The 26,110-nt window shown below is 67.3% G+C and carries 30 protein-coding genes; 15 read left to right on the forward strand and 15 right to left on the reverse strand.

The features are described from left to right. The 3 genes from QPK32_RS12530 (at nucleotide 1) to QPK32_RS12540 (ending at nucleotide 2,979) form a co-directional block, all read left to right on the forward strand. A complete protein-coding gene (locus tag QPK32_RS12530) occupies nucleotides 1-909 on the forward strand; it encodes a DMT family transporter (protein ID WP_290413148.1) in 909 nt (302 codons plus the stop codon). A 115-nt stretch (nucleotides 910-1,024) separates the two neighbouring features. Further along, nucleotides 1,025-1,939 carry an NAD-dependent protein deacetylase gene (locus QPK32_RS12535; protein ID WP_290413149.1) on the forward strand — a complete coding sequence of 305 codons (915 nt, stop codon included), beginning with the start codon at nucleotides 1,025-1,027 and terminating at the stop codon, nucleotides 1,937-1,939. Continuing rightward, on the forward strand, nucleotides 1,936-2,979 hold the full coding sequence (locus QPK32_RS12540; protein ID WP_290413150.1) for an alpha/beta fold hydrolase: 1,044 nt from the start codon (nucleotides 1,936-1,938) through the stop codon (nucleotides 2,977-2,979). The genes QPK32_RS12535 and QPK32_RS12540 overlap by 4 nt, the downstream gene beginning before the upstream one ends. A gap of 92 nt (nucleotides 2,980-3,071) precedes the next feature. Here the strand turns inward: QPK32_RS12540 and nadC are convergent, their stop codons facing one another. The 8 genes from nadC to queE form a co-directional block, all read right to left on the reverse strand. After that, entirely contained in the window at nucleotides 3,072-3,947 is an 876-nt protein-coding gene (gene nadC, locus QPK32_RS12545) for a carboxylating nicotinate-nucleotide diphosphorylase (RefSeq protein WP_290413151.1), read from the reverse strand. Further along, nucleotides 3,944-5,086, reverse strand: a complete 1,143-nt coding sequence (gene nadA, locus QPK32_RS12550) for a quinolinate synthase NadA (RefSeq protein WP_290413152.1) — start codon at nucleotides 5,084-5,086, stop codon at nucleotides 3,944-3,946. The genes nadC and nadA overlap by 4 nt, the downstream gene beginning before the upstream one ends. A 106-nt stretch (nucleotides 5,087-5,192) precedes the next feature. Further along, nucleotides 5,193-6,794, reverse strand: a complete 1,602-nt coding sequence (locus QPK32_RS12555; RefSeq protein WP_290413153.1) for an ABC-F family ATPase — start codon at nucleotides 6,792-6,794, stop codon at nucleotides 5,193-5,195. A gap of 102 nt (nucleotides 6,795-6,896) precedes the next feature. Then, nucleotides 6,897-7,826, reverse strand: coding sequence for a muramoyltetrapeptide carboxypeptidase (gene ldcA / locus QPK32_RS12560; RefSeq protein ID WP_290413154.1), 930 nt, complete (start codon nucleotides 7,824-7,826; stop codon nucleotides 6,897-6,899). Then, entirely contained in the window at nucleotides 7,823-8,749 is a 927-nt protein-coding gene (locus QPK32_RS12565) for an alpha/beta fold hydrolase (protein ID WP_290413155.1), read from the reverse strand. Before QPK32_RS12565 ends, ldcA begins: the two co-directional genes overlap by 4 nt. A 201-nt stretch (nucleotides 8,750-8,950) precedes the next feature. Next, on the reverse strand, nucleotides 8,951-9,475 hold the full coding sequence (tadA, locus tag QPK32_RS12570) for a tRNA adenosine(34) deaminase TadA (RefSeq protein ID WP_290413268.1): 525 nt from the start codon (nucleotides 9,473-9,475) through the stop codon (nucleotides 8,951-8,953). Nucleotides 9,476-9,497: 22 nt separating this feature from the next. Beyond that, the gene (queD, locus tag QPK32_RS12575; RefSeq protein ID WP_290413156.1) at nucleotides 9,498-9,944 is read right to left on the reverse strand and encodes a 6-carboxytetrahydropterin synthase QueD; all 447 of its coding nucleotides are present in this window, start codon (nucleotides 9,942-9,944) and stop codon (nucleotides 9,498-9,500) included. 13 nt (nucleotides 9,945-9,957) lie between these two features. Then, a complete protein-coding gene (queE, locus tag QPK32_RS12580; RefSeq protein WP_290413157.1) occupies nucleotides 9,958-10,593 on the reverse strand; it encodes a 7-carboxy-7-deazaguanine synthase in 636 nt (211 codons plus the stop codon). Between the two features lie 180 nt (nucleotides 10,594-10,773). Here queE and QPK32_RS12585 point away from each other — a divergent pair, with 180 nt between their 5' ends. Together QPK32_RS12585 and QPK32_RS12590 are read left to right on the forward strand one after the other, a co-directional pair. Beyond that, nucleotides 10,774-11,247 carry a hypothetical protein gene (locus QPK32_RS12585; protein WP_290413158.1) on the forward strand — a complete coding sequence of 158 codons (474 nt, stop codon included), beginning with the start codon at nucleotides 10,774-10,776 and terminating at the stop codon, nucleotides 11,245-11,247. Nucleotides 11,248-11,437: 190 nt separating this feature from the next. Continuing rightward, on the forward strand, nucleotides 11,438-12,421 hold the full coding sequence (locus QPK32_RS12590; RefSeq protein ID WP_290413269.1) for a diguanylate cyclase: 984 nt from the start codon (nucleotides 11,438-11,440) through the stop codon (nucleotides 12,419-12,421). A gap of 92 nt (nucleotides 12,422-12,513) precedes the next feature. Here QPK32_RS12590 and QPK32_RS12595 read toward each other — a convergent pair whose 3' ends face one another. The 4 genes from QPK32_RS12595 to QPK32_RS12610 form a co-directional block, all read right to left on the reverse strand. Then, nucleotides 12,514-14,214: a YsnF/AvaK domain-containing protein gene (locus QPK32_RS12595; RefSeq protein WP_290413159.1), complete on the reverse strand. Its 1,701-nt coding sequence runs from the start codon at nucleotides 14,212-14,214 to the stop codon at nucleotides 12,514-12,516. A gap of 20 nt (nucleotides 14,215-14,234) precedes the next feature. Continuing rightward, nucleotides 14,235-14,666, reverse strand: a complete 432-nt coding sequence (locus tag QPK32_RS12600; RefSeq protein WP_290413160.1) for a DUF2382 domain-containing protein — start codon at nucleotides 14,664-14,666, stop codon at nucleotides 14,235-14,237. A gap of 204 nt (nucleotides 14,667-14,870) precedes the next feature. Then, complete coding sequence (locus QPK32_RS12605) at nucleotides 14,871-15,131, reverse strand: hypothetical protein (protein WP_290413161.1); 261 nt, start codon at nucleotides 15,129-15,131, stop codon at nucleotides 14,871-14,873. Nucleotides 15,132-15,148: 17 nt separating this feature from the next. Beyond that, nucleotides 15,149-16,054 (reverse strand): DNA/RNA non-specific endonuclease, encoded by a 906-nt coding sequence (locus QPK32_RS12610; RefSeq protein ID WP_290413162.1) that lies wholly within the window; start codon nucleotides 16,052-16,054, stop codon nucleotides 15,149-15,151. A 172-nt stretch (nucleotides 16,055-16,226) separates the two neighbouring features. On the opposite strand from QPK32_RS12610, the gene QPK32_RS12615 reads away from it, so the two are divergent. The 4 genes from QPK32_RS12615 to QPK32_RS12630 all read left to right on the forward strand — a co-directional run bounded on the left by QPK32_RS12615 (nucleotide 16,227) and on the right by QPK32_RS12630 (nucleotide 17,479). Beyond that, nucleotides 16,227-16,619 (forward strand): hypothetical protein, encoded by a 393-nt coding sequence (locus QPK32_RS12615; RefSeq protein ID WP_290413163.1) that lies wholly within the window; start codon nucleotides 16,227-16,229, stop codon nucleotides 16,617-16,619. Then, nucleotides 16,620-16,877, forward strand: coding sequence for a DUF5985 family protein (locus tag QPK32_RS12620; RefSeq protein ID WP_290413164.1), 258 nt, complete (start codon nucleotides 16,620-16,622; stop codon nucleotides 16,875-16,877). Between the two features lies 1 nt (nucleotide 16,878). Beyond that, nucleotides 16,879-17,160 carry a DUF5985 family protein gene (locus QPK32_RS12625; protein WP_290413165.1) on the forward strand — a complete coding sequence of 94 codons (282 nt, stop codon included), beginning with the start codon at nucleotides 16,879-16,881 and terminating at the stop codon, nucleotides 17,158-17,160. A 64-nt stretch (nucleotides 17,161-17,224) separates the two neighbouring features. After that, nucleotides 17,225-17,479, forward strand: a complete 255-nt coding sequence (locus QPK32_RS12630; protein WP_290413166.1) for a hypothetical protein — start codon at nucleotides 17,225-17,227, stop codon at nucleotides 17,477-17,479. A 115-nt stretch (nucleotides 17,480-17,594) separates the two neighbouring features. Here QPK32_RS12630 and QPK32_RS12635 read toward each other — a convergent pair whose 3' ends face one another. After that, nucleotides 17,595-18,428 carry a phytanoyl-CoA dioxygenase family protein gene (locus tag QPK32_RS12635; RefSeq protein ID WP_290413167.1) on the reverse strand — a complete coding sequence of 278 codons (834 nt, stop codon included), beginning with the start codon at nucleotides 18,426-18,428 and terminating at the stop codon, nucleotides 17,595-17,597. A gap of 177 nt (nucleotides 18,429-18,605) precedes the next feature. On the opposite strand from QPK32_RS12635, the gene QPK32_RS12640 reads away from it, so the two are divergent. Beyond that, entirely contained in the window at nucleotides 18,606-18,770 is a 165-nt protein-coding gene (locus QPK32_RS12640; protein ID WP_290413168.1) for a hypothetical protein, read from the forward strand. 44 nt (nucleotides 18,771-18,814) lie between these two features. Beyond that, nucleotides 18,815-20,941: an ATP-binding protein gene (locus tag QPK32_RS12645; RefSeq protein ID WP_290413169.1), complete on the forward strand. Its 2,127-nt coding sequence runs from the start codon at nucleotides 18,815-18,817 to the stop codon at nucleotides 20,939-20,941. Here QPK32_RS12645 and QPK32_RS12650 read toward each other — a convergent pair. Beyond that, complete coding sequence (locus QPK32_RS12650) at nucleotides 20,921-21,370, reverse strand: NUDIX hydrolase (protein ID WP_290413170.1); 450 nt, start codon at nucleotides 21,368-21,370, stop codon at nucleotides 20,921-20,923. The two genes, QPK32_RS12645 and QPK32_RS12650, sit on opposite strands and share 21 nt — an antisense overlap. Before the next feature lie 131 nt (nucleotides 21,371-21,501). On the opposite strand from QPK32_RS12650, the gene QPK32_RS12655 reads away from it, so the two are divergent. From QPK32_RS12655 to glf, 3 genes are all read left to right on the forward strand, one after another. Then, nucleotides 21,502-22,614 carry a mechanosensitive ion channel family protein gene (locus tag QPK32_RS12655; RefSeq protein WP_290413171.1) on the forward strand — a complete coding sequence of 371 codons (1,113 nt, stop codon included), beginning with the start codon at nucleotides 21,502-21,504 and terminating at the stop codon, nucleotides 22,612-22,614. Between the two features lie 167 nt (nucleotides 22,615-22,781). Next, nucleotides 22,782-23,102, forward strand: a complete 321-nt coding sequence (locus QPK32_RS12660; protein WP_290413172.1) for a KGG domain-containing protein — start codon at nucleotides 22,782-22,784, stop codon at nucleotides 23,100-23,102. Between the two features lie 383 nt (nucleotides 23,103-23,485). Continuing rightward, nucleotides 23,486-24,640 carry a UDP-galactopyranose mutase gene (gene glf, locus QPK32_RS12665; protein ID WP_290413173.1) on the forward strand — a complete coding sequence of 385 codons (1,155 nt, stop codon included), beginning with the start codon at nucleotides 23,486-23,488 and terminating at the stop codon, nucleotides 24,638-24,640. Between the two features lie 72 nt (nucleotides 24,641-24,712). Here glf and QPK32_RS12670 read toward each other — a convergent pair whose 3' ends face one another. Next, nucleotides 24,713-25,246 (reverse strand): DUF805 domain-containing protein, encoded by a 534-nt coding sequence (locus QPK32_RS12670; RefSeq protein ID WP_290413174.1) that lies wholly within the window; start codon nucleotides 25,244-25,246, stop codon nucleotides 24,713-24,715. A 102-nt stretch (nucleotides 25,247-25,348) separates the two neighbouring features. Here QPK32_RS12670 and QPK32_RS12675 point away from each other — a divergent pair, with 102 nt between their 5' ends. Then, nucleotides 25,349-26,092, forward strand: a complete 744-nt coding sequence (locus tag QPK32_RS12675) for an AraC family transcriptional regulator (protein WP_374046737.1) — start codon at nucleotides 25,349-25,351, stop codon at nucleotides 26,090-26,092. Nucleotides 26,093-26,110: the final 18 nt, after the last annotated feature.

A 26,110-nucleotide genomic window follows, 5' to 3' on the forward strand; every position in this document is an offset into this window, starting at 1 on the left:
GTGAAGGGCAAGCTCGCGTCGTCGCTGACCCCGTCGACCGTCCTGCTGCTGACCGTCCCGCCGCTGCTGTGGGCCGGTAACGCCATCGTCGGCCGCCTCGTGCGCGAGGCCGTGCCGCCGATGACATTGAACCTGCTGCGCTGGACCATCGCGCTGCTGGTGCTGCTGCCGCTCGGCCGGGCCGCGCTGCGGCCGGGCAGCGGCGTGCTGGCCAACTGGCGCCGCTACGCCTTGCTCGGCCTGCTGGGCATCGGCATGTACAACTCGCTGCAATACCTTGCCCTGCAGAGCTCCACGCCCATCAACGTGACGCTCGTCGCATCCGGCATGCCCGTCTGGATGATGCTGGTCGGGCGCCTGTTCTTCGGCGTGCCCGTGCGCGGACGACAGGTCGGCGGGGCCGTGCTGTCGATCGCCGGCGTGCTCGTCGTGCTGTGCCGCGGCGACGTGCACCAGCTGCTCGCGCTGCGCATCGTCGCCGGCGACCTGTACATGATCCTGGCCACGATCGCCTGGTCGTTCTACAGCTGGATGCTGCTGCAGCCGAAGGACGTGCCCGCGCTGCGCGGCGACTGGGCCGGCTTCCTGCTGGCCCAGGTCGGCTACGGCCTGCTGTGGTCCGGGCTGTTCGCCGGCGCCGAGTGGTCGCTCGGCGCGCACGCCATCGCCTGGAGCCCAGCGGTGGCGGCGGCGCTGCTGTTCGTGGCCGTCGGCCCCGCCGTGCTCGCGTTCGCGCTGTGGGGCGCGGGCATCCGCCGCGCCGGCCCCGGCATCGGCGCCTTCTTCGTCAACCTGACGCCGCTTTTCACCGCCTTGCTGTCCTCGGCCTTCCTGGGGGAACTGCCTCATGCCTACCACGCGCTGGCGTTCGCGCTGATCGTCGGCGGGATCGTCTGGTCCTCGCGCTGAGGCGCGGGCGGGTGCTACGGGGCCCGTGCCGTGGCGGAAACGTGTGTCCGCCCCGGCAGTAAGGGTGTTAGCATCGCCAGGTGTCAACCAGGAAGCAGCGACAAGGAAGCAGCCGATGTCCGAAGCACTCACCCATCCCGCCACCGTGCACGCCCATGCGGCCGCGGTCGCGGGATTCCTCGACCGCCATCCGCGCGCGCTGGTCCTGACCGGCGCCGGCTTGTCGACGGCGTCCGGGATCCCGGACTACCGCGACGCCGACGGCAACCGGCGCGGCAAGCCGCCCATCCACGGACCGGACTTCCGCAAGTCGGAATACGTCCAGCGCCGCTACTGGGCGCGCAGCATGATCGGCTGGCCCGTGCTGGCGCGCGCCCGCCCGAATGCCGGGCACGTCGCGATCGCGGGGCTGGAGGCAATCGGCAGGATCGGCTCCGTGCTGACGCAGAACGTGGACGGGCTGCACGGCCAGGCCGGCAGCCAGGGCGTGCTTGAACTGCACGGTAACATCCATTCGGTCGCGTGCCTGGAGTGTTCGGCGCTGTTCCCGCGCGCCTTCGTCCAGGACCAGCTGGAGCGCGCGAACCCGCACATGACGGGCGCCAACGCCACGCCGCTGCCGGACGGCGACGCCGCCGTCGAGCCGGCCGAACTGGCGGACTTCCGCCTGCCCCATTGCATCTGCTGCGGCGGCAACCTGATGCCGAACGTCGTCTTCTTCGGCGACAACGTGCCGCCCGCGCGCACAGCCATCGCGCTGGATCGCATGGAGCAAGCCGACGCGCTGCTCGTCGTCGGCTCCTCGCTGATGGTGTATTCGGGATTCCGCTTCTGCCGCATGGCGCAGGCGGCGGGCAAGCCCATCGCGGCGATCAACCTCGGACGCACGCGCGCCGACGACCTGCTGGACATCAAGATCGAAGACTCGGCCGAGCGCATCCTGCCGCTCGCGCTCGACCTGTTGAACCGGGGACTGGAGCCGGCTGGAGGAGACACGCCATCCATTCAACTCGACGGGGGAATACTGTGACGAACACGCTACGCAATACCGCATCGGGCACCGGCTTGACACGCTGGAAGGCAGGCACCCTGCTGGCCGGCATCGGCCTGGCCGCATCGTTCTTCTACGTGAAGGCCAGGACGAAACAGGCCGAGGCCGCGCATCCGCCTCAGGGCCGCTTCGTGACGGTCGACGGCGTGCGCCTGCACTACCTGGAACGGGGTGAAGGGCCAGTGCTGGTCCTGCTGCACGGGAACGGCGTGCTGGCCGACGATTTCACGTACAGCGGCATCATCGACAAGGCGGCCGAGCACTACCGCGTGATCGCCTTCGACCGTCCCGGCTTCGGCTACAGCGAACGTCCGCGCAACCGCGTGTGGACGCCGCAGGCCCAGGCGCGGCTGCTGCACCACGCGCTGCAGGAGATCGGCGTCGATTCCGCCATCGTCGTTGGCCATTCGCTGGGCACGCAAGTCGCCCTGTCGATGGCGCTGGACGTGCCGGACTTCGTGCGCGGCCTCGTGCTGCTGTCCGGCTACTACTACCCGAGCCTGCGGGTCGACGTGCCGCTGCTGTCCGGGCCCGCGATCCCGCTGCTGGGCGACGTGATGCGCTACACGATCTCGCCGTTGACGGCGCGCATGCTGTGGCGGCCGCTGAAGAAGAGGATGTTCGCGCCCCTGCCCGTCGATCCGCGCTTCGAGCAGGTGTCGCCGTGGATGGCACTGCGCCCCGGCCAGCTGCGCGCGGCCGCGGCCGACAACACGATGATGGTGCCGGCCGCGCTGGCCCTGTCCAAGCGTTACCAGGAACTGAAGGTGCCCGTCACGATCATCGCCGGCACGCAGGACCGCGTGGTCGACTTCGGCCACAATTCGGAGCGCCTGAACGAACGGGTCCCGGACAGCGATCTGCAGCTGGAACCGGGCGTGGGCCATATGACGCACTATGCGCACCCGGACAAGGTGATGGCGGCCGTCGACGCGATCGCGGCCCAGGCGGGAGCGCCCGTGCACTTGCGCGACCCGCGTGCCGAGGCGTTGGCGCGGGCGAGCGAGAGCGGGACGTGATGCGTCACGAATAGTCACGAATAGTCACGAATAAGCGGCATCGCAGGGTGGGCACCAGGTGCCCACCATTTAACCGTGACGAATCACGTTTATTATCCGATGATGCGCAAGGAATAATCCGTCGCCCGGATATCCTTGGTGAGGCTGCCGATCGAGATCCGGTCCACGCCCGTCTCCGCGATCGCGCGCACGGTCTGCATATTGATCCCGCCGGACGCCTCCAGCAGCGCGCGGCCGGCATTGATGCGCACCGCGTCGCGCATCGTGTCCGGGTCGAAGTTGTCGAGCAGGATCGACACGGCGCCGGCGGCCAGCGCTTCCTCCAGTTCCGCGATCGATTCGACCTCGACCTGGATCGTCACGCCCGCGTCGAGCGCGTTCGCCGCCTTCAGCGCGGCCGTGATGCCGCCCGCGGCCGCGATGTGGTTTTCCTTGATCAGGATGCCGTCCCACAGCGCCATGCGCTGGTTCTCGCCGCCGCCCACGCGCACCGCGTACTTCTGCGCCTGGCGCAGGCCGGGCAGCGTCTTGCGGGTATCGAGGATGCGTGCGCGGGTGCCGGCGACGACGTCGACATAGGTCCGGGTGCTGCTGGCCACGCCGGACAGCAGCTGCAGGAAATTCAGCGCCGAGCGCTCCGCGGTCAGCAGCGAACGGGGCGAGCCTTCGATCGTGCAGACGACGCTGTCGGCCGCCATGACGTCGCCCTCGGCGTACTGCCAGTCGATCTCGGTCTCGGGATCGATCGCCAGCATCACCCCTTCGAACCAGGGCGCGCCGCACAGGACGGCCTGCTCGCGCACGATGACGCGCGCCTTCGCGCGCGGCTGCTCCGGCACCAGCTTGCCCGTCAGGTCGCCGCTGCCCACGTCTTCCAGCAGCGCGGCCAGGATGTTCTGCTCGAACGCGGCCTGCAGTTTTTCGTCCATCTGGCCTTCGTCGGCATGCGGGTTACGTAGCGTTGTCATGCGGGTCCGACTCCAGAGAACAGTTTGCCTTCGTTTTCCAGCGCGCCCGTCGGGAGCGCCTTGGCCTTTTTGGCGGCCGCGAAATCGAGCATGCGGTCGATCGCGCGCTTGGCCTGGCGGCCGACTTCCGGGTCGACGTGGATTTCGTTGCGGCCATCGCTCGCCTCGAGCACGGCGGCCAGGTTCTGCAGGCCGTTCATGGCCATCCACGGGCAGTGCGCGCAGCTCTTGCAGGTGGCGCTGTTGCCGGCGGTCGGCGCCTCGATCAGGATCTTGCCGGGCGCCGCCATGCGCATCTTGTGCAGGATGCCGTTGTCGGTGGCGACGATGAAGTGGGTCGCATCCATCGTCTGCGCCGCGTTGATCAGCTGGGTGGTCGAGCCGACGACGTCCGCCTGTTCGACCACGTTGGCCGGCGACTCCGGGTGCACCAGCACCTTCGCATCCGGGTATTGGGCGCGCAGCAGGTCCAGTTCGATACCCTTGAACTCGTCGTGCACGAGGCAGGAACCCTGCCACAGCAGCATGTCGGCACCCGTCTGCTTCTGGATATAGGAACCCAGGTGGCGGTCCGGCGCCCACAGGATCTTCTTGCCCTGGGCGTGCAGTTCCTTGACGATGTCCAGGCCGATCGACGAGGTCACCATCCAGTCCGCGCGCGCCTTCACGGCGGCGCTGGTGTTGGCGTAGACGACGACGGTACGGTCCGGATGCTGGTCGCAGAAGGCGGCGAATTCGTCGGCCGGGCAACCCAGGTCGAGCGAGCAGGTCGCGTCCAGGTCCGGCATCAGGATCGTCTTTTCCGGGCTCAGGATCTTGGCCGTCTCGCCCATGAAGCGCACGCCCGCCACCACCAGGGTCTTGGCGGGATGGTCGCGGCCGAAGCGGGCCATTTCCAGCGAGTCGGACACGCAGCCGCCCGTCTCCTCGGCCAGGTCCTGCAGGTCGGCGTCGACGTAGTAGTGCGCGACCAGCACGGCTTCGCGTTCCTTGAGCAGGCGGCGGATGCGCTCCTTGAGGGCCGTCTTTTCGGCGACCTCCAGGGGCGATGGGGTGCGGGCCCAGGCCTCGGCGGTCGAGCAGACGCCGCCGACCGGGCGGTCGTATTCGAAAGTCTTGATGGGGGCGATGGTGTTCATGACGGATGTCCCGTTTGAAGTCCGTTGAACGCGTAGGCGGGGAACCCGCCTACCCTACCGGTAGGGTGGACGGCTGTGCCGTCCACGCGTCCAACCGGCTGAAAAATCACTCGAGCCCTTGGCTCTTCAGGTAATCCTCGTAATTGCCCTGGAAGTCGATGATGCGGTCTTCCTTGATCTCGAGGATGCGCGTGGCCAGCGAGGACACGAACTCGCGGTCGTGCGACACGAAGATCAGCGTGCCCGCGTACTTGTCCAGCGCGATGTTCAGCGACTCGATCGATTCCATGTCCATGTGGTTCGTCGGTTCGTCGAGCAGCAGCACGTTGTGACGGCCCAGCATCAGCTTGCCGTACATCATGCGGCCCTTCTCGCCGCCGGACAGCACGCGCACGGACTTCTTGACCTCGTCGCCGCCGAACAGCAGGCGGCCCAGGATCGAGCGCACGGCCTGGTCGTCGTCGCCTTCCTTGGTCCACTGGCCCATCCAGTCGGTGAGGTTGGCGTCGGTGGCGAATTCCTCGGTCGGATCCTGCGGCATATAGCCGGGGTTCGCGTTCTCGGCCCATTTCACGCGGCCGGTATCGGCATCCAGGCCCGTGATCGGACCGCTGCCGATCGAGCGCAGCAGCGTGGTCTTGCCCGCGCCGTTGGCACCGATGATCGCCACGCGTTCGCCCGCCTCGACCATGATCGAGAAGTCCTTGAACAGCTGGCGGTCGTAGGCTTTCGACAAGCCCTCGGTCTCGACGGCCAGGCGGTGCAGCTTTTTCTCGCCTTCGAAGCGCACGAATGGATAGGCGCGCGAGGACGGCTTGAATTCCTCGATCTTGATCTTGTCGATCTGCTTGAGGCGCGACGTGGCCTGGCGTGCCTTCGACTTGTTGGCCGAGAAGCGGCGCACGAAGTCCTGCAGTTCGGCCACTTTTTCCTTGGCCTTCGCATTGTTCGCCAGCTGCTGGTTGCGCGCCTGGGTCGACGCTTCCATGTAGTCGTCGTAGTTGCCGGGATAGACCTTCAGCGTGCCGTAGTCCATGTCGGCCACGTGGGTGCAGACCGAGTTCAGGAAGTGGCGATCGTGCGAGATGATGATCATCGTCGAGTTGCGCTGGTTGAGCATGTCCGCCAGCCAGCTGATCGTGTGGATGTCCAGGTTGTTGGTCGGTTCGTCCAGCAGCAGGATGTCCGGATCCGAGAACAGCGCCTGCGCCAGCAGCACGCGCAGCTTCCAGCCCGGCGCCACGGCGCTCATCGGCCCCTGGTGCAGGTCGGTGGCGATGCCCAGGCCCAGCAGCAGTTCGCCGGCGCGCGCCTCGGCCGAATAGCCGTCGTACTCGGCGACCTTGCCCTCGAGCTCGGCCGCTTTCATGTAGTCCTCGTCGGTCGCGTCCGGATTCGCGTAGATCGCGTCGCGCTCGGCGATCGCGTTCCACAGCTCCGTATGGCCCATCATGACCACGTCGAGCACGCGCTTGTCCTCGTAGGCGAACTGGTCCTGGCGGAGTTTACCGAGGCGCTCGTTCGGGTCGAGGCTGACGTTGCCCGCGGACGGCTCGAGATCGCCGCCGAGGATCTTCATGAAGGTCGACTTGCCGCAGCCGTTGGCGCCGATCAGGCCGTAACGGTTGCCGTCGCCGAACTTGACGGAAATGTTTTCGAACAGCGGCTTGGCGCCGAACTGCATCGTGATGTTGGCTGTACTGAGCACTTGGTAAACCCTTTGTGGTTTTGCGCGGTTATGCTAATAAACCGTACATTTTACCACCGTGCGCCGCCCTTGCCATAGCGGGCACGCCTGTGGCGTGCCCGCTCAGCCGGCTTGCAAGGTCGGATAGCCGGACAGTTCCAGCGTCCAGCCACCTTCGCTGGACCGCAGCCTTCCGCGCGCCCCGAACGGAATCGTCACCCGGCGCTGGATGTGGCCGAATTCCAGTCCCGTCAATACCGGGCACGGCAGCGTGCTGCGAACATAGTCCAGCATGGTCTTGAAATCGTAGCCGTTGTCCATCGGCCCCAGGCGGTAGCCGGAAAAATCGCCCAGCACGATGGCGCGCTGCCGCTCCAGCACGCCGGCCTGCATCAGCTGCAGCAGCATGCGTTCGACCCGGTACGGGTGTTCGGCGATGTCTTCCAGCCACAGGATGCCGTCGTCGATGCGGGGGAAGTACGGCGTGCCCAGCAGCGAACAGATCATCGCCAGGTTGCCGCCCCAGACCGTGCCCTCCACGGCCAGCGCCGGATTGCCGGCGCCCTCGCCCGCGATGGCGTGGGTCGGGCCGGCCAGGCAGCGCCAGAAATCGTCCAGCGTGAAGTCGACAGGTTCCTCGGCCCCGAAGTCGCCGGCAAACATGGGGCCGGCATAGCTGACTGCGCCGCGCTTGGCGTACAGCGCCATGTGGAAGGCCGTGACGTCGGAAAAGCCGACGAAGATCTTGCCGCTGTCCGCCATGCGGTCGAAGTCGATATGCGGCAGCAGCCGCGTCATGCCGTAGGCGCCGCGCAGGGCCATGACGATCTGCACGTCCGGGTCGGCCGCGGCGGCCTCGAGCTGGGCCAGGCGGCCTTCGTCGGTATCGCCGAAGCGCAGGTGGCGGCGCGCGTGCTCGTAATAGTTGTGGACCAGGACGCCCTGGGCTTCGAGGCGGGCGATGCCGCGCGCGACGGCATCGGCGTCGGGCGCGTAGCTGCCCGGTGCGACGACGGCGAGGCCGATGCGTTGCGGGAATACGGGAATGGTCACTGTTTGACGAAGAGCCTGGGTGTCGAGTCGGGCGTCATCTTACCGTGGGCATGGGCGTCGATCAAGGCGAGCAGGCGCTCCAGTAACTGGGCCGGTAAATCGTGGCCCATGCCTTCGATCACTTCCAGGCGCGCGCCCGGCACGGCCTGGGCCGTATCGACGCCGCAGGCGAGCGGGATGACGGGATCGGCGGCGCCGTGGATCACCAGCGTGGGCGCGGCGATGCCCTGCAGCTGCGCCGTGCGGTCGCCCGCGGCGGCCACGGCCAGCATCTGGCGCGCGATGCCGCCGGGGCAGCAATTGCGCCGCATGGCCCGTGCCACGCGCCGGCGCAGGTGTTTTTCCGGCGTCGGATAGGCCGGGCTGCCGATCGCCTGCAACAGCTGCACCGTGTGGTCGATGGCCGCGTCGACGTCCATGCTGCTGCGTGGCCGCCGCAGCAAGGCGCGGCGCACGGCCGGCGCCGGGCCCGGCAAACCGCGCCGGCCCGTGCTCGACATCAGCGAGGTCAGGCTCAGCACGCGTGACGGATGCCTGGCCGCGACCAGTTGGGCGATCATGCCGCCCATCGAGGCGCCGACCACGTGGGCGCGCGCGATGCCCAGCGCCGACAGCACGCCGACGGCGTCGTCGGCCATGTCGTCCAGCGCATACGGGGGCTTCAAGGGCAGGCGCAGCTTGGATTTGAGCCAGGCCAGGCCCAGGCTGGGCGTGCCCGCATGCTCGAACTTGGTCGACAGGCCGCAGTCGCGGTTGTCGAAGCGGATCACGTAGAAGCCGAGATCGGCCAGGCCCTCGACGAAGTCGTCGGGCCAGGCGCTCATCTGCAGGCCCAGGCCGGAAATCAGCAGCAAGGGAGCGGCTTTCGGATCGCCGGCGGTATCGAAGGCGATGCGGATGCCGTTGGCGTTCAGGCTAGGCATGGCGGCGACGCCGGCACCGGGTCGACCGGAGGAGGTGGGGATGCCGGAAGGTAAGCGGTTGGTCCAAGGGATTCTCCGTGCCGCGTCAAGGCGGCTGCTGGAACCAGCATACCATTTTCGACATGTCGGGGGCGCGACGGGAGAATTGTGTGGTCGGCGCAACGGCTCCCGTCGTACCAGCCTGCGCAAGGACGACGCTGCTTATCGCTCAGGCGCCTCAGGCACTTCCGGCGCCGCCGGTTCCTGCGGCGCCTTGCGCGCCGCCCGGCGTTCGGCGAAGAAGCCCTTCAGCATCGTCGCGGCCTCGTCGGCCAGGACCCCGCCCACCACCGCCGTGTGGTGGTTCAGCTGCTCGAGCGCGAACAAGTCCAGGATGGAGCCGCATACGCCCGTCTTGGGATCGGGCGCCGCATACACGACGCGCGCCAGGCGGGCATGCATCATCGCCCCCGAGCACATGGCGCACGGCTCCAGCGTCACGTACAGCTCGCAGCCCGGCAGGCGGTAATTGCCCAGCTTGTCGGCGGCCGCGCGCAGGGCCACGATCTCGGCGTGGGCGGTCGGGTCGTGGCGGCCGATCGGCTGGTTGAAGCCGGCGGCGATCACCTCCCCGTCCTTGACGACGACGGCGCCGACCGGCACCTCGCCGGCGCGCCAGGCCTTGCGCGCTTCCTGCAGGGCCAGGCCCATATAGGTTTCATCCGCCGGCGTGGGCGGCGCGTCCATGCCCGGCGGCGTTGGCTCCCGGTCAGGCATCCGCGATCTCGGCCCAGCAGTTCGGGGTTTCGTGCAGCACGAGCTTCTGCAGGCGCAGGCCGGTGCCGAAACGGTCGGTGTAGGCGGCCTTCAGGATGTTCCAGGCGACCTGCGCCAGGTTCTCGACGGTGGGAATGCGGTCGATCACGACGGTCTTGTGACCCGGCAGGCTGGCGAGGAATTCGCGCACCTTGTCGTCCTTTTCGTACACGAGGAAGGCATGGTCCCAGACGTCGACCAGGTGGTCCTTGGCGATCGCCTTGATGTCCGAGAAATCCATGATCATGCCATTGTCGGAATTGCCTTCAACGTTGATGACTTCTCCGGTCAACGTGATTTCCAGCGTGTAGCGGTGGCCGTGCAGGTTGCGGCACTGGCTCTTGTGGTCCGGGATGCGGTGGCCGGCATCGAATTCGAGTTTGCGGGTAATGGTCAGCATGGAGCGTCGCCTCTCAAGGAATCTGTAAAAGTTTGTGGGTCTGGAGGCTGAGCTTCCATTTCGGGTTGGCGCGGCAGGTGTCGATCGCCAGCTTCGTATTGAATTCGGCCAGCGGGCCATCCATCGGCTGCACGTAGAAATTCTCGAAATCGAGGTGCTCGTAGGCGGCCAGGTCCTGTCCCGCCTGCGGGATCACGACCTTGATCTCGTTGCCTTTGGCCACGACCAGCGTCGAGCCCATTTTCGGGCTCACGCACACCCAGTCCACGCCCGCCGGTACCGGCAGCGTGCCGTTGGTCTCGATCGCGATCGTGAAGCCGCGCGCATGCATGGCGTCGATCAGCGCCGCGTCCAGTTGCAGCAGCGGTTCGCCGCCCGTGAAGACGACGTATTTGCTGGCCGGGTAGGATGCCGGCCACAGGCCGTCGATCTCGTCGGCCAGCAGCGCCGCTTCCTTGAACTTGCCGCCCCGTTCGCCGTCGGTGCCGACGAAATCGGTGTCGCAGAAGGTGCAGGTGGCCGTCGCGCGGTCTTCCTCGCGACCGGTCCACAGGTTGCAGCCGGAGAAACGGCAGAACACGGCCGGACGGCCGGCATGGGCCCCCTCCCCCTGCAAGGTATAGAAAATCTCTTTGATGCTGTAAGTCACGTTAAGCCTCTCGTCAACCTTCCATTATACCGCGCGCCGGCACGGCCGTAGAAGAGGGGCGATTTTTCGCGGGGCCCGTGCGATGGACACCTCAATTGACCGTAAGCAAGATAATTCCGATCAGAAAGACGTACTTTCTCTTTGAGGAAAATTCCTAACCCAACTATCGGAAGCTTCGCCATGAGATCGCCAATGTTCTGGTTAGCGAGCACTGCCCTGCTCCTGCTGCTGGCCCTGTCCGGCTGGCAGGCCGGGCTCGGCGCAAGCGCGCCGGTCCTGCCCCGGCACCTGCATGTCGGCGTGCTGATGCTGGGCGGGATCGGCGCGCTGTTCGGCCTGATCTTCTGGGCCGTGTACAGCGAAGACGCCGCCACCCGCCGCGAAGCCGCGCGCTGCGGTGAACGCACCATCGGCAGCCGTGCCGACCTGGCGCTGGCAGAATCCGAGCTCCTGCTCGGCCGCCTGGGTGCGCCCGGCACCGGTTCGGATGCCGGCGCCCAGCTCGCGCTGATCCGCGCCGAACTGGCGCAATTGCAACGCCAGAGCGCCATCGACGACCCACTGCTGGCGGCACGGATGGAGTTGCTGTGCGCCCGCGTCGACCGCGTCCTGCTGGCCGTCCGGGAGCGCTGGTGGGTGCTCGACCCCGGGTGACGCGCGCCCGTTCGGTCTTGCTATAAATCAAAGGAGCGCTATTGGCCGTAGCGCACAATCGGTGCCTGTCAGCAATCAATTTCCTAACAGACAGACCCGAAGGACGGCCATGACAAGTACATCGACACAGCGGCTCGCCAGCGTTGCGGGCGCCCAGGCGGCGTCCCTTTCCGCGTCGCTTTCTTCGGCCATGCCGCCGCTGGCCGGCGGCGCGCCGGACCGTGCGTTCGCCCATCAGTTGATGGAGATGCTGGCCATTCCCGTGTTCGTGCTCGACCTCCAGTGCCGCGTCATGCTGTGGAACCTCGCCTGCGAGCGCCTGACCGGCGTTTCCGCCAGCGAGGTCGTGGGCACCCGCAATCACTGGCGCGCCTTCTTCGAGGAGCAGCGCCCCACGCTGGCCGACCTGCTCGTCGAGGACCGCGCCGAGGAAATCGGCCGCCTGCGTGCCCGCCCCAGCATGGCCGCGCGGCCGGACCACGGCGGGCAGCAGGGCCACCTGTCGGCCGAAAGCTGGTGCGACATGCCGCGCATGGGGCGGCGGCGCTACCTGGCGGCCGACGCCAGCCCCATCCACGACGAGCACGGCCAGCTGGTCGCCGTCGTGCAGACCCTGCGCGACCTGACCGAGGAAAAGATGGCCCAGGTCGCGCTGGAACAACTGGCCACCCGCGACGGCCTGACCGGCCTGGCCAACCGCCGCTGCTTCGACGACACCCTGCACGCCGAATGGGCGCGCGCGCTGCGCCAGCACCAGCCGCTGTCGCTGCTGATGGTCGACGTCGACAACTTCAAGGCCTATAACGACGCCAATGGCCACCTGGGCGGGGACGAATGCCTGAAGCGCATCGCCGGCGCCGTCGCCAGCGAGATGCGCGCAAACGACCTCGTGGCGCGCTACGGCGGCGAGGAATTCGCCGTGATCCTCCCGAACCAGTCGCTGAAGGGCGCGGCCAGCGTGGCCGAGCGCATCCGCACCCGCGTGGAGGCCCTGCAAGTGCCCAACCGGCTGGCGGCGGGCACCCACGTCACCGTGTCGATCGGCGCCGCCACGGCCATCGCCTCGCACGACAACAGCGCCAGCGAGCTGGTCGCCATCGCCGACGCCGCCCTGTACCGAGCCAAGCACATGGGCCGCAACCGCATCAGCCTGCCGCTGTCGGAGCCCAGCTGAGCGTTCGACGGAATGATCCGGCGAAGCGGCGCGGGCATGCGGCCGCAAAAAAAAGCCGGCATGACGCCGGCTTTTTCATGGTGCGTGATCCATCAGGAGGTCATGCGATCCCAGCCATGACGCACCGCCGACTTCATCTTTTCCCAGGTCGACGGCTCGCCGGCCTTGCCGTAGCGGGTATCCCAGTCGGTACGCAGGTCGGACTCGACGTCGGTCCAGTTGCGCCCCGTGTACTTCGGATTGCGGCGCATCTCGTTGCCGTAGCGGTAGGCCGGCTGGTAGTCGTTGTAGGTGTCGCCGCTGGTGCCGTAGGTATTGCTCCAGTGGTTGCGGTAGTAATCGTCGTCGTCATCCATGTCCGGGGTGATCTTGTCCCAGCCATGGCGCACGGCGGCCTTGAACTTTTCCCAGGTCGACGGGCCGCCCGAGGTGCCGTAGCGGCTGTCCCAGTCGGTGCGCAGGTCGCTTTCCACGTCGTCCCAGTTGCGGCCGCTGTACTTGCTGCGCGATTCGCTGCCGTAGCGGTAGGCCGGCGCGTAGTCGTCGTAGGTGCCGCCCAGGCTGGCGTAATTGCTGTTCCAGTCGTTGCGGAAGCTGCTGTCGTCGCCCAGCGACTCGACCTGGACTTCCGTGTGGCGCAGCGTGTCGTGGATGTTTTCCTGGCGTTGCGAGACATCCTTGCCGACCACGACTTCCTCGACCACGCGCGCCGACTTCTGCACCACGGCCTCCTCGGCGTTCTCGCGCAGCTCGATCGACTGCTCCTTGAAGGCCGCCGCATCGCTCGTGCTGATCGGCTGGTCGACCGGGCGGCGCTGCACGTTGACGTGCTCCTCGCGCAGGCTCACGCTCTCGTCCACCGGGGTTTCGACCAGGCGCGAATACACGCGCACGCCGCCGCGCTGCACGTCGCGCTTGCCGACCTTCAGCTCTTCCTGGACGACGGGGATCGCGCCGCCGGTCTGGCCCAGGGACGCCGTGTCGCGCTGCATCGACTGGCCCGACAGGTTGCCCTGCTGGACCGTGCCGCCCAGCGACATGTCGTTCGAGCCCTGCAGCGAGGCGGTGCCCTGCAGCGAGCCGCTGGCCGGGCTCAGGCCGCTCGACTGCACGTTGCCCGTCGATTCCTGGTAGGTGGTGCCGCGCGGAACGTCGTCGTTCAGGTCCTGCTTGGCCGGGAACGGCAGGTCGTCCTCGTCGCGCTGCATCGACGCTGCCTGCTGGTTCTGCAGGGCGCCCGGGGCGAGCGAGGAACGGTCGTCGATATTGCTCTGGTTTAGCGCGCCGCTGGCCATCGACGAGCCCAGCGAACCGGATTGGGCCGACATCGACGACGATTGCTGCATGCCGGCCGACGACGCGCCCATGGCGCCGGTGCTCAAGGCGCTGGCGCCCAGCGTGCTGGCGGGGCCGGACAGGTCGTGGCGCTCGTCGATGTCGACCGGGCCGAAGCGTTCGATGATGTCGGCCGCGCGCTCGACTTCCGGCTCGGACTGGGTGGTCAGCGTGACCACGTGGCGGCCGCTGGCCACGGCCGCCGAGTAGCGCGTGGCGTGCTCGTCGTTGTCCGAGCCGAACAGGCCGGTGAAGAAGTGCTTGATCGAGGCGCCGATGCCCTCTTCGTGCTCGCCGCTCAGGCGTTCGGTGGCGCCGCTGGTGCTGTCGACCTGGCCGCTCGGATCGGCGGTGGACAGGTTGACGTCGGTGCGCGCAAAGCCCGCGCCCAGCAGTTCATCCATCGCGTTCTGGGCATCGCTGCGGTTGTCGAACACGGCTACTAGAGTATGTTGCATGATGGATCCTCCGATGATGGTCATTGAGACGGGCGGTCGCCGGCTTCATCGAAGCGCTCCACGCTGACCTGCTCCGCCTTGAGCAGGACAGTCTCAGCGTGGTGCTCCTCGCGCCGGGTCCTCGTGATGTGCAACTCTTCCTTGATGCGCAGGCGGCGTTCCACCACCAGCACCTCTTCCACGACGGGAACGACGAGGGTGTCGCCTTCGTAGCGCGTGGCCGGCGCCTGGTCGAGCGGCACGATGCGGTCGACCGGAACATGGTTGACCTCGACGTGCTCGCGCATCAGGCGCTCGTCGATCTGGAAGGGATGCTCCACGACCGTCTTGTGGATGCGGACGCCGCGTCCGGAGTCGACGAGCCGCTTCTCGATCCACGCCTCTTCCTGGTGCACGGGAATCGTGACCGATTCCTGGACATCGGGACGGGACTGCATGGGATCGATCGACACGGCTCGCCTCCTCGGAACACGACGCTAGAGGGACTCAGGCTACTCCAAAGCAGGCGATTTGCGCGCACCATTGACGCACCGAAATGAAGAGTTCCGCGCAGGCAGAAAAGCGGCGAGCGGCGCAAAAAAAACGGGCCCGCAGGCCCGTCGATGCACTTCCGGCGTGCGGCCGCGCACCGACGACGCGCGCGCGGCCGGGTCCGCTCACGCGAAGGGATTGTCGACCGTATTCACCTCCGGCGGCGGCAGCCGGTCCGGCAAGTCCTTCGCCTCCAGGCTGGCCACGACGCGCGCCAGCAGGGCCTGCAACAGGCGCGCCTGTTCCAGGCCGCGGCGGTCGGCGGTCAGGTCGACGTCGCCCGAGATAGTGATGCGGTCGACACGGTTTTCCAGCGTCAGGTTGCCGACTTCGACGACGTCGGCTTCGTTTTCGTAGGGGGCAAAGGCGGGTTCGTGCGTGCTCATTGAAATCTCCTGGGTGGTCAATCGTCCGACTGACGCTCTTTCCTGTTCTTTTTCGCGCGCTGGCGGATGTTCGGCAGCTTCAGCACGCGCTCCTTTTCCGCATCGGACAGCGCGGGCAGCAGGTTGATGCCAATGATGCGCTCGAGTTCCGGGATCGGGACCACGTTGGCCTTGGCGTCGGCCTGGTTTTCCACGAACCAGGCGGCGCCGGCCTTCTGGCGCGGACTGTACACCAGTTTGTACAAGTGGGTGGGTACCAGCACGTTGCCGACCTTGCGCAGGTTCGTGCCGAGGAAGGCCGGGCCCGTCACCACGTACAGCTCGCCCTCCTTCTTCGCCATCGAGCGCACGGCGCCCTCGATGCCGGCCCACAGGTGGCGGTTGTTCTCGCCGTCCTGGGGCACGATATTGGCCAGGCTGAAGCTGTCGCGCTGGCTGGCGCGGTCCGGCATGTCGCCATTGGGGGCCAGGTGGCCCCGGTCGAATCCGCTGCGCGAATAGTCGGACAGCTCGGCGCGCTGCGACGCCGGCAGGCGCTTCTCGGGGTGGAAGGAATCCTCGCGCGACAGCTCCTGGGCCGCCTGCAGGTTCTGCGCCTGCAAGTGCTCGGCCGACCACAGCGGCGTGCGCGTCACGCCCGAATGCATGACGCTGAACACGTTGAAGCACAGCGGTTTCGTGTTGACGGCAAGCTTGGGGTTGACGATCTGCGGCGCATCGCCGCCGACGAAATGGTCGTCGCAGGATTGCGGCACCGGCGCGGCGGCACGTGCGGACGCGTCGGCGCGGCCGTCGTGGCGCTCCCCGGTATGCGCGGAACGGGAAGCATGGCGCGATGCCGTGCCGTCGGACTGCCCGTGGCAGCCGGCAATGGCGAGCAGCCCGGCCAGCAGGATGGCGGGGACGGAAAACTGTCGGAACATGGTACATCGGTAAGATCAAGCGGGCGGTTATTGTATCCGACCGCGTCTTGAACACGATCAACGAATAGTGCAGGGGTGCGCACGTTTGGAGATGCCATAACAATTTCTAGTGAGAATGTAATAGAATTGCGGTTTCAAAAAGTTAATACTTTCGTACAAAAGTAAATTAGCGATGGACAAGCCCTCCATACCCGAGGACATCCGGCGCTTCGTGCTGACCAGTATTCCTTCCGTTCCTTTCCTGGAGGCCCTGCTGTTGATGCGGGCCGACCCGCTGCGATCCTGGCACCGCGAGTCGCTGGCGCGGCGCCTGTACGTGCGCGAAAAAACCGCCGACACCCTGCTGGCCGACCTGTGCACGGCCGGCATGGTCGCGCGCTGCCCGCCGCCGGACACCGACTGCTTCCGCTACGCTCCCGTTCCGGAATCGCTGCGCGAACGCATCGACCGCCTGGCCGACCTGTATTCGACGCACCTGGTCGAAGTCACGCACCTCATCCACTCCTCGCTGGACCGCAAGGCCCAGCAGTTTGCCGACGCCTTCAAGTGGCGCAAGGATTCCTAAGTGGCGATCATCATCTATTCGCTGTGCACGCTGACGTCGCTGGCCTGCGCGTGGCTGTTGCTGGGCAGTTACCGGAGGACGCGGCACCGGCTGCTGTTCTGGAGCGGGGCCTCGTTCATTGCAATGACGGTGAACAATGTGTTCCTGGTATTGGACAAGGTGGTGTTTCCGGACGTCTACCTGCTTCCCATGCGCCAGATCTCGGCGCTGGTGGCGATGCTGCTGCTGTTGTACGGGCTGATCTACGAGAAGGAATGAGATGAACGACCTGATTACCGGCGCCATCGCCATGGCCTCGCTCGTCATCGCCCTGTTCTTCCTGCGCTTCTGGCGCAGCACGCGCGACCGCCTGTTCCTGTGGTTCGCCCTGTCCTTCGGCATCGAGGGCGTGCACCGCGTGGTCACGGCGCTCACGTTCGACGAGCACGAGGATTCGCCCTGGCACTACCTGATCCGGGCCGCGGCTTACGGCCTCATCATCTGGGCGATCCTGGAAAAGAACCTGCCGGCGCGGCGCGGCAAACGGGGCGGCGCCGGGTAGCGTGCGCCTGCCCTGCTCCGGGCTGCGCCATAATCGGCCGCAGATCCCATCCAAGGAGAACAGCATGGCGACACCAGACCAACGCAAGGACAACCTGCAACGCGCGCCGGGCGGACCGGAACAGCGCTCGGAAAACCTGCTGCCGGCCGACAGCGGCGACGGCGATGCGGCGGCCGACGACGGCCGCTACGAGGTGGCCGAGGAAGTGAACCTCGACCAGCAATCGGACCTGGCGCGCCGCGTCGGCAAGCCGCCCAAGGGCATCGCGTCGGATGCGCTGGCGGACACGCTCAAGGACGAGCGCGCAGGCAAGCAGTAAGCAAGTTGCAGCAAGTAAAGCCGTCGCCCCTGCGCAGGCAGGGGCCCAATGTCGCGTGCGTTCACGCCAAGGTCAAATTGGGCCCCTGCCTGCGCAGGGGCGACGCCGAGCCGATCTATCCCTCCAGTCCCATCTTCAGTCCCTCGATCGTGTGCGCCTGCTCGATCGTCTCCAGCTCCGGCACGATGCGGCAGCGCAGGTGGGCGCGCACCGTCTCCGGCAAGGCGTCCCAATAGGCCTGGGTCACCTGCAGGTCGTGCTTTTCCGCGTTGCGCGCGTCGGGCGCGTCGACGCCCAGCACGAACACGGGCCGCGACTGGGTGCTGCGGTTGGCCGTGCCGCGGTGGATCGCCAGCGCCGAGCGGGCCGAGATGTCTCCGACCTGGGGCAGCTTGCGCTGGGCGCGGGCCTCGTAGCGCGGGTAGTTTTCCTTCGGCGGGAACATCGGGTCGCCGTCGCCCAGGTCGTCCCATTGCGTGCCCGGCGCGATCTCGAACGGCCCGATCTCCTCGGTGACGTCGACGGTGGTGATGTTGAATGCCAGCGAATTCAGGCGCCGGCCCTTGAGCGTCTCCGGCGGCGACGCGAAGTCGCGGTGCCAGGGCTGGTGCATCGCGCCGGGGAACGGGATGTCGAAGCCCGCCTCGACGATCTTGTAGTCCGGCCCCAGGACGGCGCAGCACACGGCCACGACCCACGGGTGGCTGGCCAGGTCGACGAAGCCGCGCACCCGCTCCGGATGCACTTCCACGTAGTAGCGCTGCGGCCCGCGCTCCAGCGCGCCGCCGGGCCGGGCGCGCGCCTCGGCGAACAGGGTCTCGATGTCTTCCTTCAGTTGCGCCACCCAGTGCGCGTCGAAGGCGCCGCGGCAGGCGATGATGCCGTCGCCGTACAGGCTGCCCATGATGGTCGCGACGTCGTAGGCGCCGGGGCTGTCCTTGCGTTCCATATGATCTCCTCCATCCTTATCGGCAATCCTAGCGGCAAATGGCCCGGGCTGGCGCGCACGAGCGGACATTGACTTTCGATCGCCGCGCACCTACAGTCGTGCGCACAACAACGATATCCCGTATGCCATGCCCATCGCTATTTTCCAGACCGCCGCCCTATCGCGGACGCGGCACGCATGCGCATGATCCGGCCCGAACATGGCCGCGTGCTGTTCCTGTGCGATCGTCCCGTGCCCGATGCGGCCGTCGGCGAAGTCGCCGCCGAGCTGGGCTACGAACTGGTGCGCGCGCGCAGCCTGGCCGAAGCGCTCGACCATGCGCGCCCGCCCGGTTTCACCTGATCCTGGCCGGCTACTCGGGCGACAGCGCAGCGCTGTTCGAGAGCGTGCGCCAGCTGCGCGGCCTGCTGCCGGCCACCCCCGTGATCGTGCACGGCATCCCGAAGGAAGCGCCGTTCTCGCTCGAATCGATCTACGAGGCGGGCGCGCTGGCCGTGCTGCACGACCCCGTATCGCGGCCCATCCTGAAGGCCAAGGCCACGTTCTTCCTGGAAGCCTACGCGAATGCGGGCGCGCGCCGCCGCACCCAGGACGCGCTGGAAGACGCCCGGGCCCGGCTGGAATCGATCATCGGCCTGGCCGAGGTTGCCGCCTGGACCCTGGACGTGCAGAGCGGCAGCGTGCAGGCCGATGCGCGCATGCTCGCGCTGTTCGGCCTGCCTGCCGAGGATGCGGGCGGCGCCCCCGTCGACGCGTTCTTCGCGGCGATCCACCCGGACGATGTGCCGCCCACGCGCGCGCTGCTCGCGCAGGCCATCGATAGCGGCGAACCCTATCACGCGACCTTCCGCGTGCGCAGCGCCGGCGGCGCCTGGCGCTGGGTACTGGCGCGCGGCCAGTGCGAGCGCAGCGGCGCGCAGCGCCTGATGCGCGGCGTGGTGGTCGACGCCACCATGCAGAAGCAGGCCGAGGAACGCCTGCGCGCCAGCGAGGAGCGCTACCGCACGCTGTTCGACGCGATCGACAGCGGCATCTGCGTGATCGAGATGCTGTACGACGCCGCCGGCCGGCCGAACGACTACCGTTTCCTCGAAGTGAACCGCGCGTTCGCGCGCGACACGGGCCTCGAGGACGCCGTCGGCCGCACCATGCGCAGCCTGAGGCCGGAGCACGAACAGCACTGGTTCGACACCTTTGCCCGCGTGGCCGAGACGGAAGAAGCGGCCCACTTCGTGAACGAAGCGGCGCAACTGGACCGCTGGTACGACGTGTACGCCGCGCGCGTGGGCCCGCCGGGCAGCCGCAAGGTCGTGGTGCTGTCCACCGACATCACGGCGCAGCGCCGCGTGGACCTCGAGCTGCGCCGCCTGAACGACGACCTCGCCGAGCAGGACCGCCGCAAGACGGAATTCCTGGCCACGCTGGCGCACGAGCTGCGCAACCCGCTCGCGCCGATCCGCAACGGCCTGCAGCTGCTGCGCCGCGCCGGGCACGACGCCGCCGCGGCCACGCGCGTGCAGGACATCATGGAGCGCCAGCTGGACCACCTCGTGCACCTGGTCGACGACCTGCTCGACGTCGCCCGCATCACGCGCGGCCAGGTCGAGCTGAAACCCGCCTGGATCGAACTGGCCGACGTGCTGAACGCGGCGGTGGAGACGAGCACGCCCCTCATCGAAACCAACCGCCACCGGCTGGACGTGCGCCTGCCGGCCGAGCCCTTGGCGCTGTACGGCGACGCCACGCGCCTGACCCAGGTGGTCAGCAACCTGCTGAACAATGCCGCCAAGTACACGCCGCGCGGCGGTTCCATCGTGCTGGCGGCGGAGCGCGACGGCGACCAGGCCCTGATCGCCGTCTCGGACAACGGCATCGGCATTCCCGCCGACGCGCTCGACGACGTCTTCACCATGTTCACCCAAGTGTCGCAGGAGAGCCAGGCGGTGCCGGGCGGCCTGGGAATCGGGCTGTCGCTGGTGAAAAGCCTTGTCGAGCTGCACGGCGGCACCATTTCGGCCGCCAGCGCCGGCCCCAACCTGGGGAGCGTGTTCACCGTGCGCCTGCCGCTGGGCGCTGCGGCGCCCCTGCGTCCCCGCGCTGCGGACGTGGCGGCGCATTCCGCCGGCGGCCTGCGCGTGCTGGTGGTGGATGACAACCGCGACGCCGCCGAGACCCTGGCGGCGCTGCTGGCCATGATGGGGCACGAAGCGGCGGTCGCCAACGACGGCCACGCCGCGCTGCGCATGCTGGCCGGGCTGCGTCCGCAGGTGGTCTTCCTCGACATCGGCATGCCCGGCATGAGCGGCTACGAGGTCGCGCAGGCGGTGCGCCGCAATCCGGACTGGGACGGCGTGCGCCTGGTCGCCCTGACCGGCTGGGGCGGCAGCGCGGACCGCGCGCGCACGGCCGCCGCCGGTTTCGACGAACACCTCACCAAGCCGGCCACGCTGGTGGCGATCGAGTCCGTGCTCGGGCGCCTCCCGGCCGCCGCGTCACCAGTCGAGCGCCAGTAGCCGCTCGGCCATGCGCGGCCAGCACAGGCGCGCCACCTCGGCGCGCGTGGCCCAGCGGTAGCCGTCCATTTCCGGCGTCGGCTTGCCCGTGCTGCGATGCGGGAAGAAGCTGCGGCAGGTCAGGCCGTCGAGCGCACACAGGTCCGGCCCGGCGTCGACGCGGAACAGGTGCAGCGCCTTGTCGCGCCGGTAGTCGATGCGGCCGATCTCGGCGAAGCGCTCGGCCGGGAAGACGAGGCCCGTCTCCTCGTACAGCTCGCGCATCGCAGCGGCCAGCAGCGTCTCGCCCTCGTCTTGCAGACCCTTGGGGATGTCCCAGCGGGGCGTGTGCGTGACGTGGCCCAGCAGCAGCCGGTGGTCGCCGTCGACGACCAGTGTGCCGCAGGAAACCGCCATCGCCCCCATCGATCCGTGTTTCTTGTGTGCCATCGACTCAATGTAGGCTCAGCCATTTCCAAAGTCAATTGTGCGCACCAGCATGCGCGCCCCGTCCAAACTAGGGACTGCCTTCACGCCGTTCCCGGAGTTTGCCGATGAGTTTTCAAATGCGGTTGCCGTACTTGACCCAAGCAGGCCATTTTTATTTCCTCAGGAATTCCCTCGAAGAGTGGGCGCTGGCCATCGCCGCCGGCGTCGCCGCCACGTTCGTCATGCTGGCCGTGCGCGGCTTCGTGCTGCGGCGGCTGGCCGCGCGCGCCTCGCCCACGTCCAAGCTGCTGGACGATTTCGCCGGCGCCATGTTGCAGCGCACCTACCTGGTCTTCATCCTGACCTTCGCCTTCTACATCGGCAGCACCTTCCTCGACCTCACGGCGAAGCAGGAAAAATTCGTGACCCGCATCGGCATCGCCGCCCTGCTCGTCCAGGCCGCCATCTGGGCGGACACGGGCCTGCGCGCCTGGCGCGACCAGTACCGCGCCGGCCCGCACGCGGACGGCGAGCGGCGCGCCTCCAGCAGCGTGCTGTGCTTCATCTCGCGCCTGGTGCTGTGGGCCATCGTCACGTTGATGGTGCTCGACAATTTCGGCATCAACATCACCACGCTGGTGGCCAGCCTGGGCATCGGCGGCGTGGCCGTGGCCTTGGCGACGCAAAACATCCTGGGCGACCTGTTCGCCTCGCTGTCGATCATGCTCGACAAGCCCTTCGAGGTCGGCGACTTCATCATCGTGGGCGACGTGCTGGGCTCCGTCGAACACATCGGGCTGAAGACGACCCGGTTGCGCGGCCTGGGCGGCGAACAGGTGGTCTTTTCCAACGGCGAGCTGCTCAAGAGCCGCATCCACAACCACAAGCGCATGCAGACGCGCCGGGTGGCGTTCATCCTGCGCGTGACCTACGGCACCAGCGAGGAACGGCTGTGCCGCATCCCGCATTTGATCCGCGAAGTGATCACCTCCAAGCCCAACGTCGACTTCGAGCGCGCCCACTTCATGATGTGGGGGGAATGGTCGCTGAACTTCGAGGTCGTCTACCACTACCGCAGCTCCGATTACTTCATGCACATGGACGCCCAGCAGGACATTTTCCTGGAAATCTACCGCCGCTTCCAGCAGGAAGGGATCGCCTTCGCCCACCCGATGTCGATCGTGCGCCTGGCCGATCCCGAGCTGGCCGGCGCCCTGCACGGCGGCCGCAATGGCGCGCCCCCACCTGGTGCCTCCGTGCACTGACTTCGTGAATAAATGGTAGCCGGACTCGTCCTACAGCACCGGGCTGGTGCGTCCTATGCACAGAGCATGACCGGCGCTTTACCATGGCTTCACCTCTTCCCGATCGATCGTCTGGAGACGTCGATCCGGCAGAGGCCTCAGACAACCATTCTTCAAGGAGAACGATCATGGCATCGAATAACCAGCAAGGTGGCAACAAGGGCAACAACCAGAGCGGCGACACCAGCAACCGCGGCTTCGCATCGATGGATCCGCAAAAGCAGCGCGAGATCGCCTCGGAAGGCGGCCGCGCCGCCCACGCCTCGGGCAATGCCCACGAGTTCGACTCGGAAGAAGCACGCCGCGCCGGCTCCATGAGCCACAAGAACGACGGCAACAGCCAGTCGCAAAATGCCGGCAACAACCAGCAGAGCGGCAATTCGACCCGCGGCGGCACGCCGGAACAGCACGCAAAAGCCGGTTCGCAGAGCCACAAGAACCAGAAGTGAGGCGCCGCGCCCCTAGGGGGCAGGCGACGGGACAAGACCGCTGGCTTCGGCCGGCGGTCTTTTTTTTTCGTGACGCGTTCGGTTTATTTGGCCGCAAGTTCACCGCCCGTTTCCGGGATCCCGCCCGGGCAGCGGACGCGGCCGCTCAGCCGTACTTCTCAATTGTGCGGAGCAAAATGGACGTTCAATGATATATTTTTTGCACTAATTTCACATTCGTACCAAGACGAGGCTGCCTGCCACGCTGTCATAACAGAATAAAAATGACGTGCGGGATAACCAAGCCACGCGGCGAATGTGAAATCGGACGCGTCGCCGGCACAAGCATCCGCGCGGCTCCGCCCTCCCCTGGGCAGACAACAACCAACAGTCAGGATAAACGAATGAAAAAGAATATTGCCATCGTCGGCGCCGGGTTCTCCGGCGCTGTCATCGCAAACCAGCTCGCCCAAGCAGGGTACACCGTCGACGTCTTCGAGTCGCGCCCCCATATCGCCGGCAACTGTCATTCGGAACGCGATCCCGAGACCAATGTCATGGTGCACGTCTACGGTCCGCACATCTTCCACACCGATAACGAGCGCGCCTGGGAATTCGTGAACCGCTACGCCGAGTTCAAGCCTTACGTCAACCGCGTCAAGGCCATCACGGGCGGCCGCGTGTTCACCCTGCCGATCAACCTCCTGACGATCAACAACTTCTTCGGCAAGACCTTCCGCCCGGCCGAAGCCCAGGCCTTCCTGGAATCGGTGGCCGACAAATCGATCGAGAACCCGCAGACCTTCGAGGAGCAGGCACTGCGCTTCGTCGGCCGTGAGCTGTACGAAGCCTTCTTCAAGACCTACACGATCAAGCAGTGGGGCCTGGAGCCGAGCCAGCTGCCGGCCAGCATCCTGAAGCGCCTGCCGGTACGCTTCAACTACGACGACAACTACTTCAACCACAAGTACCAGGGCATGCCGGCCAACGGCTACACGGAGCTGGTGGAAAACGTCCTCAAGGTGCCGGGCATCACCGTGCACCTGAACACCCGCTTCGACCCGGCCGACAAGGGCAACTACGAGCACGTGTTCTACTCGGGCCCCATCGACGCCTGGTTCAAGCACGCCGAAGGCCGCCTGCCCTACCGCACGCTGGACTTCGAAGTCTTCCGCGACAAGGGCGACTACCAGGGCAATGCCGTCGTCAACTACTGCGACGATGCCGAGCCCTACACCCGCATCACGGAACACAAGCACTTCTCGCCGTGGGAAAAGCACGACGGCACGATCATGTACAAGGAATACAGCCGCCAGTGCGAGGAAAACGACACCCCGTACTACCCGATTCGCCAGGCCCGCGAAAAGGCCCAGCTGGAAAAGTACGTGAACCTGGCCAAGGACGAACCGAACGTCACCTTCGTCGGCCGCCTGGGCACCTATCGCTACCTGGACATGGACGTCACCATCAACGAAGCCTTGATCACGTCGGACAAGTTCCTGGAAGCGGCCAAGAGCGGCGCACGCATGCCGGCGTTCGCGATCGATCCACTGGCTTGATTCCTGTGTGGCGCGTGTGACGCGTCACGAAAAAACGTCGCCCCTGCGCAGGGGCGACGCGTTATTCCGCCTTCAGATCGCCTGCTCCATTTCGTCGCGCGCCCGCTCGAACGAGGACTTCTGCGGCGACATCACGATGGCGGCCACGATGCCGGCGACCGCGAGCAGGGGCACCAACCAGGCCAGTACCAGCACGGCGCGCGTATTCGGCGCCGGCGCCGGGCCGAAGCGGTTCGCTCCCATATCGCCGCGCGCGAAGATCAGCCACAGGCTGACGAACAGGTTGACGACCGGCACGACCAGCAGCAGCGCGAACCAGCCGCTGCGCCTCAGGTCGTGGAAGCGGCGCCGGCCCAGGACGAGCGCCATCGCCAGCGCGACGATGCCGTACACCAGCTCGGTGAAGCTGCCGTCCCCCACGCCGCCGCCGAGCAGCGCGACGAGGATCAGGCACACCACCAGCACGAGGTTGAGCAGGAGCCCGTATGCCAGGTAGCGCGCCCTGCCGATCCTGCCGTTGAGCTGCAGCAGCTTCGGCCGGTAGGTCTGTTCTTCTTGTAAGGGCGCGCCAGAGAATGTCTCCGGGGTCTTGCCGAGGTCGATCACGATATTCCTTGGATGAGTCGAAGGGAGACCGCATCTTACAGGGTTTGGCGGCGGCGGGCGGTGCTACACTGGCGGACCACCGTCCCCTCCATCGAACCACGCATGTCCCTGCCCGCCTCCGTCGACCTCCATGTGCGCAGCTACGGCCGCGTCCGCGAATCGGACCGGCATGCGTTCGCACAAATCGTCCTGCCGCTGGACGGCGCCGTCTCGCTCGAGATCGAGGGGCGGGAACGGATGCTCGACCCGCTGCACGCCGCCTTCGTGGCGCCGGGCGCCTGGCACTCGCAGGCTGCCGATGGCCTGAACCGGTCCTTCATCGTCGACGTCGCGACGGCCGCGATCGATCCCGCCGTCGGCGAGCGCCTGCACGAGCGCCGCTTCGCCCCGCTGGGCCCGGAGGCGCGCAAGCTTGTCGAGTTCATGCGCCTGCTGGCCGACCGCGGCGCCACGACGCCCGCGCTGGTGGCCGGCTGGGCGCCGCTGCTGCTCGATACGCTCGTGCTCGATGCCCCGCGGCCGCGCTCGCGCCTGGACGCGCTGCTGGCCCGCGTCGAAGCCGATCCGGGCGCGCCGTGGACGGCGGAGTCGATGGCGCGCTGGGCGGGACTGAGCCCCAGCCGCCTGCACGCGCTGTTCCGCGAGGAGGTCGGCGCGACGCCGCGCGACTGGCTGCTGCAGCTGCGCCTGGCGCGCGTGTGCGCCTGGCTCGGCGCGGGCGACCTGCCGATCGCCGAGCTCGCGCTGCGCGCGGGCTTTTCCGACCAGAGCGCCCTCACGCGCGCCATGCGCCGCAGCCTGGGCACCACCCCGGCCGAGTTCCGCCGCCGGCGACGTGCCCAGTAGCCCCGGTCAAACTCCCAG

This window comes from Massilia sp. YIM B02763, assembly GCF_030412015.1.
Classification (GTDB): domain Bacteria; phylum Pseudomonadota; class Gammaproteobacteria; order Burkholderiales; family Burkholderiaceae_D; genus Telluria.